Source organism: Campylobacter concisus (assembly GCF_015229965.1).
Lineage (GTDB): Bacteria > Campylobacterota > Campylobacteria > Campylobacterales > Campylobacteraceae > Campylobacter_A > Campylobacter_A concisus_BD.
In genome coordinates, this window is sequence record NZ_JAAKZB010000006.1 from 1 (window position 1) to 18,738 (window position 18,738).

The following is an 18,738-nucleotide window of genomic DNA, read 5'->3' on the forward strand; positions in this document are numbered from 1 at the left end:
GTATATCTCTATAGGGTAGTAGGTATATTCACTTGTTTCATTTGAATAAGGTTCATAAGATATATTCTTAACAGCATAAGCGTCATTAAATTTATTTGTGAAATACTTATGAAGTATTAGTTCATAAGATCTTTTTTGTTGTTCGTAAGATGAAGTATAAGCACTATCTAGAAAAAAATTAAAGCCAGCTTTTGCGAGATTGGATATTACTGCTTTTCCTGCATTTTTTGCAAATTCTATACCTATCCTTAAAGTTATAAGTTTTCTTGTAGTGCCTTTATACTCTTGTGCTAATTTTTCTTGATTTAGACGTTGAGCTTTGTCTTCTGTTTTTTGTCCAAAATAAGAAAAAAGGTAGTCATTGCTTTTTAGCTTTTGCATCTTAAAAAATTCGCGACTTTCATGAAGTTTTAGATTTTTTTTATCATTTTTGCCGATGAATATCAAATAAGGTTTTTCTTTTATTAGTGTGGCCAATCTAAGCTCTCCGCCCGTTGCCATAAATATGCCTTTGACAACATTAAGAGGGTTAGCGTCTTTTCCTACGTAAAACATTGTCCTTATAACACTTTTCCATACAGTTTCACCACATTTATCTATAAAAAATCCATAAAATGGAAATATATCATATAATATATCGTTCATTATAGACTTTAGTGAAAAATCTATCACATTCTTGTACTCATCATCGTTTATAAGCTTTATATATCTTTTAAATTTCTCATCCTCTATGCTGCTCGTATCTATAGTATTAGGATTACCAAGTGTCTCTTTAAGTTCTTTATATTCTTCGTCACTTAAAGAAAATTCTTTTTTGAATTCAATTGCAAATTCCTCATTACTAATATCATGTGTGTCTATGGCTGTTGGCTCCTCAAGTATCTTTTTTAACTCACTATATGTATCATCATCCAATATATGATCATCATCCGCCACATGACTTTTTTCTATTGTTTCCACTATCTCTTCTATGCAGATTGTATCCTTTTCTCTAGCTTTTGCCTCTTTTTCTTTTTTAAAGAAATATATAGGAACTTTCGTTTTATCTTCTTTTAGATAATAGGTATTTTTAGATAAAACTAGAAGCGTTTCACCATATAATTTTATGGCTTCACCCTCAGGATAAGGTTCTGGTTTAATTATGGAATTATCAAATATTTGTCTTAATATAAAATATCCCATCGTTAATAAAAATACTTTTGTAGCTGGATAATAGTATTCTGTTTCTATCTCAATTGCATCATTAGACTCCTCTGCTAGTAGTTGCATCATACCTCTATCATCGATTGGTATTGAGGTTGGTTTGCCCAAAGCATAAACAATGCGATCTCGTTCTGTATTTGAATTCAAATTTAAAAAGAAGGTTTTGAATTCATCTATATTTGCCTTTAAAAATTCTTTCTCATTTTTGATTATCTCTTCCATGTCTTTAGCATTTTTAAAGTGCTTATCTATATGACTTAAATAGTCGACAGCTTGTGTAAATTCAAAGAATCTATCTGTGTTTCCAAAGATTTCTTTACCCATTGACGTGTTAAATATGGAATTCTTTGAAATGTTGTTTTTAAATTTCATTATCTTCTCTTTGCTAATCCTTGTAAATGGGCTTAAGCTTAACAGATATAGATCTTCATCGTTTTTGGCGTCTATTTGTATAGAGTACTGACTATAGTCTTTTGTGCCATTTAGTTGTTTAGGATCGGTCACCTTCTTATCATCCGCTCTATTTAGACTATCTACTATCTTGTAGTTTAATACGTTTTGTAAAAGATGCTCATTTAACTTTGCATTTTCTCTTATAGGGGCGTTTGAGATGACAAGATAGTTTTTAGAGATACCGCTACTATTATTTGTATTATGAGTGTTGTCTTTTGTGGTTAAGGATTTGTCTCTTAAAAGATTTGCAAATTTTAAAGAGTTAAAAAATGGATATTGCATATAGACAAAATTTACTCTATTTGCGATCACGCACTCTTCTATCCTTTTAAGTAAGCTCTCTTCAGTATTATCCTTATCGTTTTTGCATATTGATATATTATTCTTTTTGTCTATATTTTCATATTTGCTTATCCTTGCATCAAATAGACTTTTTTCATCACCTTCTAATGAAAAATCAGAACAAATTCCAATGTACTCATCATAGTTACTTTTTGTCTTAGTGGCTGTTATATCAAACCCTGAAAAGTCTATAAATGCTCCACTCTTTTGATCGTCGTTTGTAAAAACTAAGATATTATTAAACGACACTGTATTTAATAGCCCTAGAGTAAAGCCAAACTTAGTAGCTAGCAAACTCATAACTGGACCAGAAAAAGTATAAAATCCTCTTTTTTGAAGAAATTCACTTACATTTTTTATAGCAGAAAGGGCATCTGGCACGGCAAGCAGCAGCTTTAGTGGTTTAAAGGTAGACTTCAAATCAGTTATATCGACAAGGCTAAAAAGAAATTTAAATATCTCTTTTGCTATGTAAAGCTTGCCATCCTTTGAAGCTTTTTTAAGATTTTCTTTGATTTCTGTAAATCCGCTCTTGATTGCCTCTATGCTCTCTTTTTCCTTATCGAAATTTTCATGGTTTAATATTATGGTGACTTTTTCTATTAGTGCGTTTTGTAGCTTATCCAACAATGAATTAATTTGTTGATCTAATTTTTTATAGTTGCTCACTAGCTCACTAGATGCTTCTTCGAAATTTTTAACCTTATCATCTTTATCTCTAAATGAATTTGCCAGGTTTGCTAGCTCTTTAGTAAATTCTTCTATAATATCCTTTTCTTGACTAAGCACCTCTAAATTTATATTACTGTTTGCGACTTTTATTTCATCAGTTCTTTCAAAACCACGCTCATTTTTAAATAAACTAAACTTATCAAAGTACTTATAAGTCTTTATGCTAACGTTTTTGCCCGCTTTTTTTTGATCATATAGCTTGGTAAATATCTTATTATATAAGGCATCTCCGTTTAGTATGTTTGTATTATAGAAATGATTTAAGTCACGACAATAAAAAGTTATATTTTTGTATGTCTCACCATTAACACCAAACTCGAAAAGCAATTCCTCTATGCTTCTAATAATTTTCGTATTATCTAATCTCAAGAACGATCCTTCACTTTAAATTTATCAACTAACAAGCATTGTAAAGCTAGTTGTGTTTATGTCGTTTTCATATCCACTATCTAGCCCTTTAGCTATCTCAAGCTCTATACTTTTAGCGCCAGTTGGAGTTAAAAATACATTCGTATAAGTTTGCTTGTTTTTATCTGTGCTAGAGCTGTTAAACTCGTCTAAACTAGCATAAAATCCCACACCACTTTCAGGACTATTTGCTTTTTTATAGTTCTCTTTATCAAGTGCGCTAAAATTCTTTGGAGCGACAAATACCAAATTTAGCTTATCCGCTCCATATCTTAGTTTAAATTCTTTGATATCATAGCGCTTATCGTCATAATTATCCGCTAAAAGAGCCTTTAAATTCTTATCCTCTACGTCTCTTCCCTCATCTAAGTTGAGCTTGATCTTTTTAAAACCATTTTTATCTTCAAATTTTTTATCAAATAGATAGTACGTAGCCACTAAAAGGTTATCACTCTGAGAAGCAAAGGCCTTCACATGAAGTCTGATCACTGGCTTGTTTAAATTTGGATTTAGCACCGCTGCATTATTATTTTCAGATGCAGGGCTACCTATGCTATGAGCTAGCTTTATCCTATTTTCTTTTTTTATGCACCTTAGCGGTGAGCTAGTGTTGCTTAGGCACGCTGGCACTAGATCTTGCATAACAGCATAGTGGTCATTCATGCTTTTTAGACTAAGAGCCGCTCTTGGCACGTATGCCACCTTTGTGCAAGGGTTTTTAGCTGAGCAGCCAACTATCGGTGAGTTGATAAAATCAACATCAAGTATCACGCCTTGATCATCTGACCTTATGCTTTTGCCAGCTCTACTTTTTAAGATCACATGGCCACCATGTGGGCAAACTACCACGTCATCTTCTATTATTGGATTAGCAAAGGCAGTGCCACCAGCACCTACCGCGCTACTTTTCTTTTCTAAATTTAGTCTCTCATTTGCCTTTTCAAGCGACTCTTTGGTCTCTTTGTTTGTTGGCTTTAGGTCTATATTTAGGCTCTTTTCTAGTAAAGAGTAGTTTAGTATGCTAGCCTGTGAGTTTTTATAGCTAACGCTTAGTCTTCCCTTGTCTTTATCCTCATCTCTTGGCTGATGAGTGAAGCTTAGTAGGTTAGACTTTGACTCATCCCCATCCTCTTCTTTTTTAAAGTATAGCGGATAGTCTGATTGCTCTGTGGCGGTGTTTAGTGGCATAGAGTTTAAAAAGACGTTTGGCGTATAAGACCTAATATCCTCTATATTTAGCCTATCTTCTATCTTATTATAAATTTCATCGCAGTCCACAACATCCTTATCGTTTAAAAATATATAAAGCTGCTTGTTCTCAGTGTCAGCAAATGCCGTAGAGCTTGATCTATCTAGGCTAAATTTCTCTTTAGCCCCATTGTCTCTTATATAAATGCTAGTAAAGTTATCGCTAAACATAGCATTTTTAAACTGAGCCTTTTTGGCCTTTATAAACAAGCTATCTTTCTCTTTTGGCAAATAGCACTTTGTAAGATTTGAGCCGTAGGTGTAGGCTTTCGTGATATCAGTTTTATCTTTTATTAGCTCGTTTTCGTTATGTATAAATTCCAACGGATACATCTTTTGCAGCGATCTTACTTGATTTAAAGGTATATTTGAGCTATCGTCCATATCGTTTTTGTCTATTATCCTTGCATAAATTTGCTTATCCGCCAGATCCATCAGCATATCCACCAAGGTTACTTTACTTAGCTTATTTTCACTTTCGGCAGAGTATTTGTCTATTATCTCTTGACACTCCTCATCTCCAAGACTCTCTAGTATGTGATAAAGCTCTCCTAAAATGATACTTATATAGTTTTGATTACCATCTTTTATATTTTCGTTTTTATCGCTGAGCTTATATTTATTGCCCTCTATGTTGTCTACTAGTATGGCAGATAGCTTATCAAGATACGTTAGCGCATAGGATATGTCCTCACTTAGCGCCTTTTTCTTGGAATTTTTATCTTCTTTTAAAAGGTAGTCATATAGATATATGGCATATATTATACTAGTCATATAGTGTGAGTTTTTATAGTAATTGCCGTCGAGTTGACCTATATGAAGCAGATGAAGCCTAGGCGTATTTTTGTAGTTTATCCTATCATTTGGAGTAAGCCCTAGTTTATAGCCTAGATCAGCTATCACCGACACAGTAGGCTCTATGGCTCTATTAAAGTCATTGCCTATGTTAAATTCCTCGCAAGTCACAGTATTTTTTATAGTCTCGCAGTGGTGTATCTCAAATGGTATGCGGTCTTTGTATATAGTTTTGCAGCTAGCAGCGCTCTCCTCTAGCAAGTTAGGGTCTAGCTCGTCTTTGTGCTCTTTGCACTCGCTTATTAGAGTATCAGTACTTTTTGAGCCATTATATATCTTATCTACACATTTGTCTATGACCTTTCTGGTAAATCCAAAAAGATCAAGCAGCTTATGTACGCAAAATTTGATCATCTTAACTATCAGCCTAACCACCCTAAATACAAAATGCAAAGCACTGATAGCAAGACCACCTATACCAGGGGCATTATATGTATAAAGCTCATCTACATTTAAACTCTTGTAAAACAAGCAACATACCTGAGATAGGTGACCACCAAGGCTGTGGCCACATATACTTACGTTAAAGTTGGGCATTTTCTCGTCACTACCACTATCCTCTCTGATAGCCTTTTTTATATCGCCGATCATCGTAAAGAGCGATATGATCTGAGGTAGTCCAGCAAATGCAGCTATAAACACATCAGTAAGCACCAAGTCTTTTAATAGCTCAGCACCGCCAACCTCCGTGCCCCTAAATGCTATGATGTATCTTGGCTGATCACTACTCATAGTAGGCTTTGTATCCTTAAATATCGTGTAAGAAAAGCCAGATATTGAGGTATTTTGCTGATGAGATATCAGCTCATATCTATTTACAAATGTTTTTGTTCGGTGAGAAATTTGGTGAAAATTTTCTTGATTTACAAAGATATAAGGTGGTTTATCATCTGGTGTCACAATAAAACTTTGAATTTCGTTATTTATCATTTTATGCTCAGGCTCTTGAACATCATTTATCATTGGCTTAGTTATAGTCAGATCCTTCATAAATCTGGCTTCAATACATAAAGCATAAGCAGTTGGAGTTCCAGCTTCTTTAATAATATTGTCATTTTTATCCCGAATATCTTCAGTCAAGACATCGCCTATTCTAATATTGTCTTTATATCTCCAAACAGGTTTTTCTGCTTCTTGTTTCTTATATGAATTCACAATGCCTTCAGGGACATTTTCTTTACCTATTTTAGTATAAAGATCATCTAGTCCATTTTTTTCGTTTTCAAATACATTATTCAAAAAAGCATAGCTCGCATCTGCCATATTGGCGTGATCTTTTAAATCAGAGATTATCTGCTTAACTGATTTATTTTTAGGGTTATTATTGTTGTTCATTATTTATTCTTTATAAAAGTATTTTTATGATTATCAAAGTAAAAAATATTGCCACCTTTAATTGTGTAAATTTCATCTCTTGAGAGAGAAAAACCAGCTCCTTCGTCTCCAAATAGACCATATTTTTTCGCCTTATAGCTATATGTTACCGTTAATTCAATAGGCACTATATTATCCATATTGTCAATGTAAAAAGACCAAAGATTGATACTAGGTGTAAATTTATAATAATTTTCTTGTCCCATATAATCTATTATTTTATTAATATATATTTTAGATAATTTTACTGCTTTACGATAGTTATTAATTGTATAATATTGCTTACCATTAGAAAGAATTTGAGGAAATTTTTCATTAATAGGCTTTGGATCAACAGCATAAAGACCACCACCTAGGTCTCTACCTTTCATTTTTTTGCTTAGTTCTTTTCTCTCTGCTTCTCTTCTATCTATCTCTTCAACAAATTTTTGATTAAACACATAAACTCCACCATATTTACTAGCTAAATTTTCTAGCTCAGAGTTACTTATCTTATTGCTTGCTTGATTTGCAGAGCAAGCTATTAAAAATATGCTTGTTAGTAGTAGAAGTATAATTGCAACAAATTTCATCCTATATCCTTTTAGAAATTTTATTTTGGGTATTTTATTGTCGCAATATTTACAATCCCATTAATTATCTCACCCTTAAATTTCCAATCCTTAAGAAAAAGAATTAATATTAAGAGTAAAATAGGCTCTTTTAGGTGAAATTTCGCAAATGGCGTATCTGCCAAATATTGATAAAGAATTTCAATATTTTTTACTATCAAAATGAGCCAAATATTGAAAAAACTAAAGCATTTTTTTAAACTTGCTTTTAACTTTTTTGTTATAATATCCCATCAAAAATAAAAGGGATATTTTTTATCCGAATTAAGGTTTTAAATTTGAGAGTATATTTAGACAATAACGCCACAACGATGGTTGATCCAGAAGCTTTTGAACTTATGAAGCCATTTTTTTGCGAAAAATACGGCAATCCAAACTCACTTCACAAATTTGGCTCAGAAACCCACCCAGCGCTAAGAACAGCACTAGATCAGCTCTACACCGGACTAAATGCAAAAGATAGCGATGACATCGTCGTTACCTCATGCGCAACCGAGAGCAACAACTGGGTTGTAAAAGGCATCTACTTTGACAAAATAGCAACTGGCGAGAAAAAACGCATCATCACAACCGCAGTCGAGCATCCAGCCATTTTGGCAACTTGTAAATTTCTAGAAAAATATGGCGTGGATCTTACGGTTTTAGACGTAAATAGCGACGGCATCGTCACTCCAGACCAGCTAAGAGCCGTCATGGACGAAAACGTCGCGCTTGTCGCCATAATGAGCGCAAACAACGAAACTGGCATGATCTTTCCTATAAAAGAGCTTGCCAAAGTTGCCCACGAATACGGCGCTTTATTTCACACTGACGCCGTGCAAGCAGTCGGCAAGATAAAGATAGATGTTCAAGACCTAGACGTTGATTTTTTAAGCTTTTCAGCTCATAAATTTCACGGACCAAAGGGCGTTGGAGCGTTGTTTATAAAAAATAGCATGCCACTAAGCAGCTTGCTTCACGGCGGTGAGCACATGGGCGGACGCAGAAGCGGTACGCTTGATGTACCAGGCATCGTTGGCATGGGCAAGGCGCTTGAGCTAGCAAATAAATTTATGGATTACGAGCATTCGCACGTTCGTCGTTTGCGTGACAAGCTAGAAGACGCGCTACTACAAATTCCTGACGTTAGCGTCGTTGGCAAAAAAGAGCAGCGCGTGCCAAACACCATCCTAGCATCTATCAAAGGTGTCGAGGGTGAGGCGATGCTTTGGGATCTAAACAGAGCTGGCATAGCGGCCTCTACTGGCTCCGCCTGTGCGAGTGAGACGCTTGAGAGCAACCCTATCATGGAGGCGATCGGCGCTGACAAAGAGCTAGCTCACACCGCACTTAGACTCTCACTTTCTAGGTTTAACACAGAAGAAGAGATCGACTATGCGATCGAGCAGATAACAAAGGCCGTAAATAGGCTAAGAGGCATATCAAGCACATTTGCATACGCCCCAGAGTGGCATAAGAGTGGATTATAAAATTTAAAGGAAAAACATGGCAAAAAATAACTTAATCGGCGGCTCTATCTGGGATGAATACTCAAAGGTAGTGCAAGATAGGATGAATAATCCTAAATTCATGGGCGAACTAACCGAAGAGGACGCCAAAAAAGCAAACGCAAAACTTATCATCGCTGACTTTGGCGCAGAGAGCTGCGGCGATGCGGTCAGGCTCTACTGGCTCGTTGATGAGAAAACTGACAAGATAATAGACGCTAAATTTAAAAGCTTTGGCTGTGGCACGGCGATAGCTAGCTCTGATACAATGGCTGAGCTTTGCATCGGCAAAACGGTCGATGAGGCGGTAAAGATAACAAATTTAGATGTCGAAAGAGCTATGCGTGACAACCCAGACACTCCAGCTGTGCCACCTCAAAAGATGCACTGCTCGGTTATGGCATATGACGTTATCAAGGCAGCTGCTGCAAGCTACAAGGGCATAGACCCAGAGCACTTTGAAGATGAGATCATCGTTTGCGAGTGCGCTAGAGTGAGCCTTGGCACGATCAAAGAGGTGATAAGACTAAACGACCTTCACACGGTTGAGGAGATCACGCAGTACACCAAAGCTGGGGCATTTTGCAAATCATGTGTTAGACCTGGCGGACATGAGAAAAAAGACTACTATTTGGTTGATATCTTGCGCGATACTAGGGCTGAGATGGAGCAAGAGAGGCTCGAAGCTCAGGCCAACGCTCAAGCAAACAACACGCTAAGCGACGTTAGCTTTGAGAGCATGACGATGGTTGGCCAGCTAAAAGCGATCGAGTCGATCATCGATAAAGAGATCCGCCCGATGCTTATGATGGATGGCGGAAATTTAGAGATCATAGACATCAGAAACGACAACGGCGAAAATATCGACGTTTATATCCGCTATCTTGGCGCTTGCTCAGGCTGTTCAAGCGGCTCGACTGGCACACTTTATGCGATAGAAAATGTCTTACAAGAGAGCCTAAGCCCAAAAATCAGGGTTATGCCTATATAAATTTATCGAACGGCTTCTTTTGGAGCTGTTCGCCTCCACTAAACTAAATTTACCACCCAGACAATCTAAATTTAACCAAGCTCAAATTTAGCCTTTAAAAATTTCAAAATTTCACTTCTAGTCTGTGCCAAATCACCCACAAATTTCTTCTCAAACTGCGAGCAGTTAAAGGTTCTCTGACGCTTAGCAAGCTGGGCTGTGTGCGTTGCTATGAGTGTTTCAAGCTCACTTTTTGAAATTTCACCCTCCAAAAACTGCTTGCACTCTTTTAGACCTATTGATTTTAGTGGTTTTGGCTCGCTTTTATACTTGTCAAATAAAAACTTCGCCTCATCTATCAAGCCCTCATCTAGCATATTTTTCGTTCGCTTTGCGATGCGAGCTCTAAGCTCCTCTTTATCCCACAAAATTTCAAATATCGCAAGCTCTTTTATGACGCTCTCTTTGGTGTTTTGCTTTAGCCAGATGCTTGGGATTTGCCCGCTAAATTTATAAATTTGATACCATTTTTCAAGGCGATAAGAGTCGTTTTGACTAAATTTACTTGCAAACTCTGGATCGTTTTGTAAAGCTAGCTCGTAAATTTCTTCGTTGCTTAAATTTAGCTCGCATTTTGGCACGTCTGGCGCAAGACCGCTAAGCATCGCCTTTAGATAAAAGCCACTGCCGCCTGTGATGATGAGCAAAGACTCTTGCGAGCGCGCAAATTCCTTTGCCTTTTTATAAATTTCAAAAAATGCCCCAACGCTAAATTCCTCATCAGGATAAATTTCATCCACCCCAAAGTGCCTCACAGCTGCTAGCTGCCAGGGCTTTGGCTTTGCGCTGGCGATATCTATCTCTTTATAAAGTGCGAGTGAGTCAAGGCTTAAGATGACGCCATTAAACTTCTTTGCTAGCTCAAAGGCTAGATCGCTCTTGCCGCTTGCTGTGGTGCCAATTAGTGCTAGCTCGCCAAACAAGCTTAGCCCTCATAAAGTGAGCTAAATAGCAAAATTTCATCGCTTTGCTCGTTACTTTTGCCCTCTTTTAAAAGATCAGCCAAAACGCCTGCGAAGTGCGGTGCAAAGCTTAGTTCATTTAGCCCGTACGCTTGGTTATAAAGTAAATTTTGATATGTCTCGTCGCGTCCGATCGCTGGCTTGTCGTTTGAGCTAAGAAGGATGAAATTTACCCTAAATCTAGGCTCTTTTAGCTCGCTTATGCCAAGGTGTCTTTTTAGCTCGTTTAAAAATGCGTTGATCCTTTCTGTTTTTACAAGCGTATCGATAGCGCCCACTTGTAAATTTGTGATGATCGTGACGCCATTTTTGGTTGGGTAAATTTTGGCAAACATATCATTTAAAATGATAGGTTTTTTAGGGATTTGACCCTCGCTTAGCGCGAGATCGATCGTGTAAAATTTAGCCAAGATGGCGCTTAAATTTGTCCCAAGCTTGCTTGAAAGCTCCAAATTTCTACTAGCCACTACAAAGCTATCAGCCTCGTATTCGCCAGCACGGCCAACTGCCTTTTGAACGGTTTGCCCCTGCGTTTTTAGCTCATAAATTTCATCGTTTATAAACTGCGCTCCAAGCTCGTTTAGTTCGCTAACAAGCGCTTTTTTTAGCTCAGCTGCGTCGATACTTGCGTTTTTAGCTAAATTTAGCACCCCTTTTATGTTTTTATTTATCAGACCAAAATTTGCAAGCTCACTATCCACGCTTAAAATTTCTTGCTCGCTATCAGCGACTTTCATCTCATCAAGCCTCTTTTTAAAGCTCTCATCCTCGCTAAAGATGAAATAAACGCCACTCTCATCAAAATTTATCTGCGGATATTTTTCACTTAGCTCTTTTAAAATTTCAAAGCTCTTTTGTCCAAATTTCTTAAACAAAATTCTCATCTTTTTATCGTGAGCCTTTGTTGATTTAAGCGTGAAATTAGCCATCCAAGCTCTAAAATTTTCATTTAGGCAAAGCGCTATATCAAGCTCGCTTTTTTTACTAACTAGTCCCAAAAACGAGCTAGATATCGCTCCATCTCTTGCGAGCGCTGGGATGTTAAATGGGGTTAAAATTCCGCTCTCAAACTCATCTTTTTGGCTACTAATAACTAAAATTTCTTCATTCTTTTTAGCTAGCTCAAGTGCCGTAAATAACGCACTAAAACTATCTCCTATAATCACTATTTTACTCATCATAACCCTTCATTTTAAATTGCTCTTGCAATGATAATATAAATTTAGATTTAAAGCAAAATGGTGTAAAATCAGACACTTTTTAAAAAACATGGAAATTTATATGATCAAAAAGCTAAAAGATATCGCAGAACTCATCGTTTTTAAGCATTCGGTTTTTGCCCTGCCCTTTATCTTTGTGGCGATGATAGTTGCGAGCAAGATAGAAAACGGCTCGGCTTGGTTTGGCTTTAAACTGCTTATTTTAGGCACTCTTTGCGCAGTTAGCGCTAGAAATTTCGCTATGGCGTTTAACAGATACCAAGACGAGGACATCGACAAGCTAAACCCACGCACCGCAAGCCGTCCAAGCGTCGATGGGCGCATCGGCAAGGGCAATATGCAGCTTTTCATCGCAGCAAACGCGTTTATCTTTATCATCTGCGCTTATTTTGTAAATTCGCTCGCATTTTGGCTAAGCTTCCCTATCCTTGCCGTGCTTGGCGGATATTCGCTATTTAAGCGATTTAGCGAGCTAGCGCACTTAGTACTTGGACTTAGTCTTGGGCTTGCTCCCATCGCTGGCGTGGTCGCAGTGAGCGCTGCCATACCGCTTTGGAGCGTGCTACTTTGCCTTGGTGTGACATTTTGGGTGGCTGGCTTTGACCTGCTTTACTCGCTTCAAGATATAAAATTTGACCAAGAAAACAAGCTCTTTAGCATACCAGCCATTTATGGCGACAAGGCGACACTGTTTTTATCAGCTATTTTTCACGCCTTAGCTTTTATACTCTGGCTACTTTTTGCCTGGGCGGCTGGACTTGGAGCGATGGCGTTTTTTGGCATTGTGGTAAGTGGCGTGATATTATTTTTCGAGCATAGGATCGTAAGGCGCGACTTTAGTAAGATAGACCGAGCGTTTTTCACGCTAAATGGCTACTTGGGAATTTTATTTTTCATCTTTGTTTGGATAAGTGTATTATGAGCGAAGTAAGGCTTTTTAAAGCGCCTCTTAGCATGGTTTATGAGTGTGACAGCTCGGGAGATGAGAAATTTTTAAGAGAATTTAACTCTATCTTGCCAGGCGACGAAGATGCGCTTGGAGCGTGGCTAAAACGAGCTAAATCACGCGGCGAAACCAAAGAGAGCGACCAAGTCTTGCTAACGCTTGTCATCGAGCTTCATAGAAAGATCGACGCGCTAAGTGATTATATAAAAAATGAGCACAAGCAATACCTGCCACTAAAAGAGAGCGTAGATATCGATGAGATCGGCTTTACGCATATAAAAATAAGCGAAGATAAATTTAAAAAAGATGAAATTTACTACGCAAGGATCGCGATGCCTATCTTTCCAAAGAGAAATTTGAGCCTTTATCTAAGGGCGCAGGATGAGAGGCTAGCAAAGATAGAGAACATGCACGAAGAGGACGAGGCCGACTGGAACGCTTACGTGACGGCTAGAGAGCGTGTGATGATAAGAGAGCTTAGGGCAAATTCGTAAAGGAAAAATATGGAAATTTACATTTTTTTAGGTTTTGGTATCGTTTTAGCGATAATAATAGCTTTGATATTTATAAAAGATAGCGAGACAAATAAGAAATTTACAAGATATGAGCGTGCCATAGAGAGCGCCATACAAGAAAACTACAATCTCAAAAAGCAGCTAGCCGCACTAGCAAGCTTTAAGCCTGATGATGACGAGCAGCTAAAAGATGTAAAAGATGAGCTAAAAGAGCAGATAAACGAGCAGATAAATGAAAAAATCGTGCCGATAATCCGCGCTATAAAAAGCATCGAGCGAGTGATAGACGACTTTGCAAACGAGCAAAAAGATAGGATGTTTAACCTTGAGGAGCGAACAAGAGATATCAATAAAATCGCCCCAAGCGTCATCAACGAAGAAGAGCAGATCCTAAAGATGTTTAAAGATGGCAAAAGCGCAGCCATGATCGCTAAAGATCTTCACGTGGGTATGGGGCGAGTTGAATTTGTGCTTAAATTTCATAAATTAGCCTAAATTTGGGCTAATTTTAAAAGACAAAACTACTCTTAAACTACAAAAATTAGCTTAAATTTTTATTTAAATTTAAATCTTTTAACATATAATTGAAAATTAAAAAAGCTCTAACCAAGCTTAAAAAAGGTGCTTTATGCTAATAGATAAATATGGTCGGGTTGTTGATTATTTAAGAATTTCAGTGACGCAGCGCTGCAATTTTAGATGTAGATATTGCATGCCTACGACGCCGTTTAGTTGGACGCCAAAAGAGAATTTACTGACATTTGAAGAGCTATTTTTATTTGTAAAGGTAGCTATCGACGAGGGTGTGAAAAAGATCAGGATCACAGGCGGTGAGCCACTCGTGCGCAAGGATCTGGACATCTTTATAAAGATGATAAACGACTACAAGCCAGATATCGATCTAGCGCTTACGACAAATGGCTTCATGCTGCCACACTTTGCCAAAAGGCTAAAAGACGCTGGCCTAAAGCGCATAAATATGTCGCTTGATACGCTAAATGAGCAAAAGGCTAAATTTATCGCTCAAAAGAGCGTCTTACACGAGGTTTTGGCTGGCTTTGAGGCAGCACTTGACGCTGGGCTAAAAGTCAAGATAAACACCGTCGCACTAAAAGGCTTTAATGACGATGAGCTAGTAAATTTGCTTGAGTTTGCTAAATTTAGAAACTCCCAGATCAGATTTATCGAATATATGGAAAATTCGCACGCAAAAGAGGATCTAAAAGGACTAAAAAGCGATGAAATTTTAAATATCATCTCGCAAAAATATAACGTCACAAAAGATGAAAAATTGCCAAACGCACCTGCGTCTATTTATAGGCTTGATGACGGCTATAAATTTGGCATCATAGACCCTCACAAACACGACTTTTGCGAGAGTTGCAACCGCATCAGACTAAGTGCTGAGGGGCTTTTGATACCATGTCTTTACTTTGAAGATGCGCTAAGTATCAAAAAAGCAGTTGCAAATGGCGACATCGTCGCAGCAAGCGAGATCTTAAGGCAAGTGCTAGCTAACAAGCCAAAAGAGAACAAATGGGCTCTAGGAGCTGAAAATGAAACCTCTTCAAGGGCCTTTTACCAAACTGGTGGTTGATGAGCAAAGAGCTAGAATTAGTTGAGGCATTTTTAAGCATCCAAGGCGAGGGCGCTTATCAGGGCAGGCTCGCCATATTTTTACGCTTTTTAGGCTGCAACCTAAACTGCTCTGGCTTTGGCGTAAAGACAAGGTCTTTAAAAACAGGCGAAGAGCTTTTGGGATGCGATAGCATAAGAGCCGTTTTTAAGGGACATTTTCACCACAAAAGATATAGCACAGATGAAATTTTAAGTCTAGTTGATGGGCTTTGTAAAGGCTTAGAGCAAAAGCCGATCATCGTTTTAACAGGCGGCGAGCCACTCATCTGGCATCAAAATGAAAATTTCATAAATTTGGTAAGAAATTTGCTTATAAATTACGAGGTGCATTTTGAGACAAATGGCACGATCTTGGTTGATTTTGCTAAATTTGAAATTTATAAAAACTGCCATTTTGCACTTGGCGTAAAGCTAGCAAATAGCGGAGTTAGCGAGCAAAAACGCATAAATTTAGATGCCATTTTAGCTATCAAATATAACGCAAAAAGCAGCTTTTTAAAATTTGTCCTCTCGCGCTTTGATAAAAGCGAGCTGGATGAAATTTTATATATAAAAGATAGAGCAAATTTGCCAGTTTGGTGCATGGCGATGGGCGCAAATGAGGACGAGCTAAGCAAAAATGCTCTAAAAACAGCACAATTTGCCATAAAGTATGGATTTAACTACTCAGAGCGTATCCACATCAGGCTTTGGGGCGACAAAGAGGGTGTTTGATGATTGTTAGAAAACTTTTTAGATTTGAAAATGCGCATATCGTGAGATTTTGTAGCTCAAAGCGCTGCAGGACGAGCATCCACGGACACAGCTACGTAGCAGAAATTTTACTTAGCTCAAATTTCTTAGATAACGCTGGCATGGTCTATGACTTTGGGCTGATGAAGCAAAACATAAAGACGATCATCGATAGCTTTGATCACGCTACGACCATATTTTCAGGCGATAGTGACGAATACAAAAACGACCTTAAAAAGCACTCTGCAAGGTGGATCGAGATCCCGCTAAATCCAAGTGCAGAGCAGTTTTGCCGTATATTTTTTGTCATGATCGAGCGGATACTTGAGCTTAGCGTGATGAACAACGGCGAGCGCGAAGTAAAGCTTCACAGCGTCATCGTGCACGAGACCGATACTGGCTATGCGCAGTGTTTCAAAGAGGACGCGACAAACCCACAAATGGGCGAGATAAGGCTTAGCGATATCAAATTTTCTGAGGCCATTATGGACGAGTGGGAAGATAAAAATTTGCTTGAAAAGATGATAAATAAGATAAAAATAGAAAATCCAAAGGACGTTTAATGAAAAAATTTATAACCTCTTCTTTGCTTATAGCTGGCGTATTTTTGGGATGTGGAGATAAAGAAGAGGCCAAAAGCGACGTTAGTGAGCCAGTCCCTAGTGATGTTACGATAGCTCAGCCTGATGCGAATGTAACTATCGACGAACAGCTGCCACCTGAGCCAGTCGTCGAAGAAAACGAGCCTCCTAAAGAGAAGAAATGAACGAACATTTAAGCTCGCTTTATGCTTATACTTTGCCATTTCACGTGACATTTTTTTATGTGCTTCTTGCCTTGGCGGTGCTTTATCTAGCGCTTACTCAGTTTGGAGTGAGAAGCAAAAACTACGTGCTTCGCATAAGGTATTTTTTGCCTATTTATCATATGCTACTTAGCTTTTTGGTGCTAACTGGGCTTATTTTGTGGGCATATTATAGCTATGAGCTAAAATTTAACGCCATAAAGATGCTTCTTATCTTGATAGCCCTGATCGCACTTAGCGCAGTTGGATATAAAAGGCTAAAAAGATACGCCATTGCTGGCGAGCTAGAGAAATTTAAAAAATTTGCCCTTATTAAAGGCATTTGCGACATTATTTTGATTGTTATTGCAGGAATTTAGATGAAATTTTTATATGATAAAAACGCTGGCGAAGAGCGCTTAAAGATAGTAAATGATGCGTTTTTGCACCTAAAAGCTAGAAGGGTTGAAGCAGGAGAGCGCATAAGTGTTAGAAATTTACGTGACGGCAAAGAGTACATCTACGAGATTGATGAGATAGAGCGCAGAAGTGCAAATTTAAGCCTTGTCTTTGCCAGCCTAAACTGCGAGCATAAATTTGACTTTACCATCGCTTGGGCGGTCGTTGATCCAAAGACGATCGAAAAGGCACTGCCATTTTTAAATGAGCTTGGCGTTGGCAAGATCGCCTTTGTCTATACTAAATTTTCTCAGGCAAATTTCAAGATCGACCTTGAAAAGCTAAACTACATAAACGCACTTTCATGCGAACAGTGCGGGAGAACGTCGCTAATGGAGTTTGAAATTTACAAAAATTTAGACGAGCTAATGAGCGTTTATAAAAATGTCTCGGCCATAAATTTTGGCGGTAAAAATTTAAACGAAAAAAAAGATGATGAGATATTGATAATTGGTCCAGAGGGCGGATTTAGCGATGATGAGACGGCTAAATTTAAAAATATCTACGGCCTAAATACAAAAAATATCTTAAGATCGCAGACCGCAGTCATATTAGTGGCGGCAAAATTTCTTGCTTGATTTATTTGATTTTTAGATTAGTTTTTATATAATCAACAACTTTTAAGGTAACAAATAGCCCAAAATAATAAAGGAAAGATGATGAAAAAAGAGATCCATCCAGAGTATGTAGATTGCACCGTAACTTGCGCGTGTGGCAACACTTTTAAGACAAAGTCAAACAAAAGCGAAATCAGAATTGACATTTGTGACAAGTGCCACCCATTTTTCACAGGCAGCGAAAAGATAGTTGATAGCGCTGGCCGTGTTGAGAAATTTAAGAAAAAATACGCTCAAAAATAAGCCTTGCTCTACTTTGTTCCTACTCCAATAGGAAATTTAGAAGATATCTCGCTTCGTGCGATCAAAATTTTGCGTGAATGCGAGATAGCTATCTGCGAAGATACAAGAGTTTGCAAAAGCCTTGTAAATCTACTAAACGAACGCTTTGACGCAAATATAAATATCTCAAATTTTATCCCGCTTCACACCCACAACGAAGATGATTTTTTTGCAAATTTAAGTGATGAAATTTGGAGTAAAAATATAGCTTATATGAGCGATGCTGGCATGCCAGGCATAAGCGATCCAGGCGTTAGTCTAGTAAGATACGCTCAAAAAAATGATATCAAATACGAAATTTTAAGCGGAGCAAACGCCGCACTTTTAAGCGTAGTCGCAAGTGGGCTTTGCGATAAAGAGTTTGTTTTTTTAGGCTTTTTACCAAATACTGGCAGAGAGAGGGCTTTAGCTATACAAAACGCTCTAAGCTTAGCCTATCCAGCCGTGATCTATGAAAGCCCAAAACGCGTATTAAGCTTAGTGCAAAGCATCGCAAATTTAGAGCCAGAGAGAGAAATCTTTGCCATAAAAGAGGCCACCAAGAAATTTGAGACCAAATTTAAAGATAAGGCTCAAAATTTGGCCCAAATTTTAGAAAAAGCAAATTTAAACGGCGAGTGGGCGGTGGTCATCTCAAAAAGTGCTAACATAGCCACTCAAAACATCACAAAAGATGAGATCATCTCGCTTGATATAGCCCCAAAAGCAAAGGCAAAACTGCTTAGCAAAATAACTGGCGAAGAGGTCAAAAAGATCTACGACGAGCTCATAAAAGCATAAATTTAAAAGCTCAAATTCCCTCAAAAAGTTTCAAAAATTCACTCAAATTTAGAAGCAAAA

General features: G+C 37.8%; 18 protein-coding genes. 13 read left to right on the plus strand and 5 right to left on the minus strand.

Annotated features, from left to right (window positions below):
* The 3 genes from G6W43_RS03785 to G6W43_RS03795 all read right to left on the minus strand — a co-directional run.
* Positions 1–3,099: hypothetical protein (locus G6W43_RS03785; protein WP_194169195.1), on the minus strand; the 3,099-nt coding region annotated here is incomplete at its 3' end.
* 24 nt (positions 3,100–3,123) lie between these two features.
* The gene (locus tag G6W43_RS03790; protein WP_194169196.1) at positions 3,124–6,576 is read right to left on the minus strand and encodes a hypothetical protein; all 3,453 of its coding nucleotides are present in this window, start codon (positions 6,574–6,576) and stop codon (positions 3,124–3,126) included.
* A complete protein-coding gene (locus G6W43_RS03795; RefSeq protein WP_103617371.1) occupies positions 6,576–7,187 on the minus strand; it encodes a tRNA 2-selenouridine synthase in 612 nt (203 codons plus the stop codon). Before G6W43_RS03795 ends, G6W43_RS03790 begins: the two co-directional genes overlap by 1 nt.
* 317 nt (positions 7,188–7,504) lie before the next feature.
* Between G6W43_RS03795 and G6W43_RS03800 the strand changes: the two genes are divergently transcribed.
* Positions 7,505–8,695 carry a NifS family cysteine desulfurase gene (locus tag G6W43_RS03800; protein ID WP_012001071.1) on the plus strand — a complete coding sequence of 397 codons (1,191 nt, stop codon included), beginning with the start codon at positions 7,505–7,507 and terminating at the stop codon, positions 8,693–8,695.
* A 16-nt stretch (positions 8,696–8,711) separates the two neighbouring features.
* Complete coding sequence (locus G6W43_RS03805; RefSeq protein WP_004318029.1) at positions 8,712–9,704, plus strand: iron-sulfur cluster assembly scaffold protein NifU; 993 nt, start codon at positions 8,712–8,714, stop codon at positions 9,702–9,704.
* Positions 9,705–9,775: 71 nt separating this feature from the next.
* On the opposite strand, the gene miaA is transcribed toward G6W43_RS03805, so the two are convergent.
* Together miaA and G6W43_RS03815 are read right to left on the minus strand one after the other, a co-directional pair.
* Positions 9,776–10,666 (minus strand): tRNA (adenosine(37)-N6)-dimethylallyltransferase MiaA, encoded by an 891-nt coding sequence (miaA, locus tag G6W43_RS03810; RefSeq protein ID WP_194169197.1) that lies wholly within the window; start codon positions 10,664–10,666, stop codon positions 9,776–9,778.
* 2 nt (positions 10,667–10,668) lie between these two features.
* Positions 10,669–11,883: an FAD-dependent oxidoreductase gene (locus tag G6W43_RS03815; RefSeq protein ID WP_194169198.1), complete on the minus strand. Its 1,215-nt coding sequence runs from the start codon at positions 11,881–11,883 to the stop codon at positions 10,669–10,671.
* Between the two features lie 103 nt (positions 11,884–11,986).
* Between G6W43_RS03815 and mqnP the strand changes: the two genes are divergently transcribed.
* The 11 genes from mqnP to rsmI all read left to right on the plus strand — a co-directional run bounded on the left by mqnP (position 11,987) and on the right by rsmI (position 18,678).
* A complete protein-coding gene (gene mqnP, locus G6W43_RS03820; RefSeq protein ID WP_021085628.1) occupies positions 11,987–12,847 on the plus strand; it encodes a menaquinone biosynthesis prenyltransferase MqnP in 861 nt (286 codons plus the stop codon).
* Positions 12,844–13,365 (plus strand): hypothetical protein, encoded by a 522-nt coding sequence (locus G6W43_RS03825; RefSeq protein WP_194169199.1) that lies wholly within the window; start codon positions 12,844–12,846, stop codon positions 13,363–13,365. The genes mqnP and G6W43_RS03825 overlap by 4 nt, the downstream gene beginning before the upstream one ends.
* A 9-nt stretch (positions 13,366–13,374) precedes the next feature.
* A complete protein-coding gene (locus tag G6W43_RS03830) occupies positions 13,375–13,881 on the plus strand; it encodes a DUF6115 domain-containing protein (RefSeq protein WP_004318037.1) in 507 nt (168 codons plus the stop codon).
* A 133-nt stretch (positions 13,882–14,014) separates the two neighbouring features.
* Positions 14,015–14,983 (plus strand): GTP 3',8-cyclase MoaA, encoded by a 969-nt coding sequence (moaA, locus tag G6W43_RS03835; RefSeq protein WP_194169200.1) that lies wholly within the window; start codon positions 14,015–14,017, stop codon positions 14,981–14,983.
* Positions 14,983–15,738 carry a 7-carboxy-7-deazaguanine synthase QueE gene (locus G6W43_RS03840; protein WP_194169201.1) on the plus strand — a complete coding sequence of 252 codons (756 nt, stop codon included), beginning with the start codon at positions 14,983–14,985 and terminating at the stop codon, positions 15,736–15,738. The genes moaA and G6W43_RS03840 overlap by 1 nt, the downstream gene beginning before the upstream one ends.
* Positions 15,738–16,319, plus strand: coding sequence for a 6-pyruvoyl trahydropterin synthase family protein (locus G6W43_RS03845; protein WP_194169202.1), 582 nt, complete (start codon positions 15,738–15,740; stop codon positions 16,317–16,319). Before G6W43_RS03840 ends, G6W43_RS03845 begins: the two co-directional genes overlap by 1 nt.
* Positions 16,319–16,522 (plus strand): hypothetical protein, encoded by a 204-nt coding sequence (locus G6W43_RS03850; RefSeq protein ID WP_194169203.1) that lies wholly within the window; start codon positions 16,319–16,321, stop codon positions 16,520–16,522. Before G6W43_RS03845 ends, G6W43_RS03850 begins: the two co-directional genes overlap by 1 nt.
* On the plus strand, positions 16,519–16,920 hold the full coding sequence (locus G6W43_RS03855; RefSeq protein WP_194169204.1) for a hypothetical protein: 402 nt from the start codon (positions 16,519–16,521) through the stop codon (positions 16,918–16,920). Before G6W43_RS03850 ends, G6W43_RS03855 begins: the two co-directional genes overlap by 4 nt.
* Positions 16,921–17,577, plus strand: coding sequence for a 16S rRNA (uracil(1498)-N(3))-methyltransferase (locus G6W43_RS03860; RefSeq protein WP_194169205.1), 657 nt, complete (start codon positions 16,921–16,923; stop codon positions 17,575–17,577).
* A gap of 81 nt (positions 17,578–17,658) precedes the next feature.
* The gene (gene rpmE / locus G6W43_RS03865; RefSeq protein WP_009295018.1) at positions 17,659–17,859 is read left to right on the plus strand and encodes a 50S ribosomal protein L31; all 201 of its coding nucleotides are present in this window, start codon (positions 17,659–17,661) and stop codon (positions 17,857–17,859) included.
* Between the two features lie 3 nt (positions 17,860–17,862).
* On the plus strand, positions 17,863–18,678 hold the full coding sequence (gene rsmI, locus G6W43_RS03870) for a 16S rRNA (cytidine(1402)-2'-O)-methyltransferase (protein ID WP_194169206.1): 816 nt from the start codon (positions 17,863–17,865) through the stop codon (positions 18,676–18,678).
* Positions 18,679–18,738 lie beyond the last annotated feature (60 nt).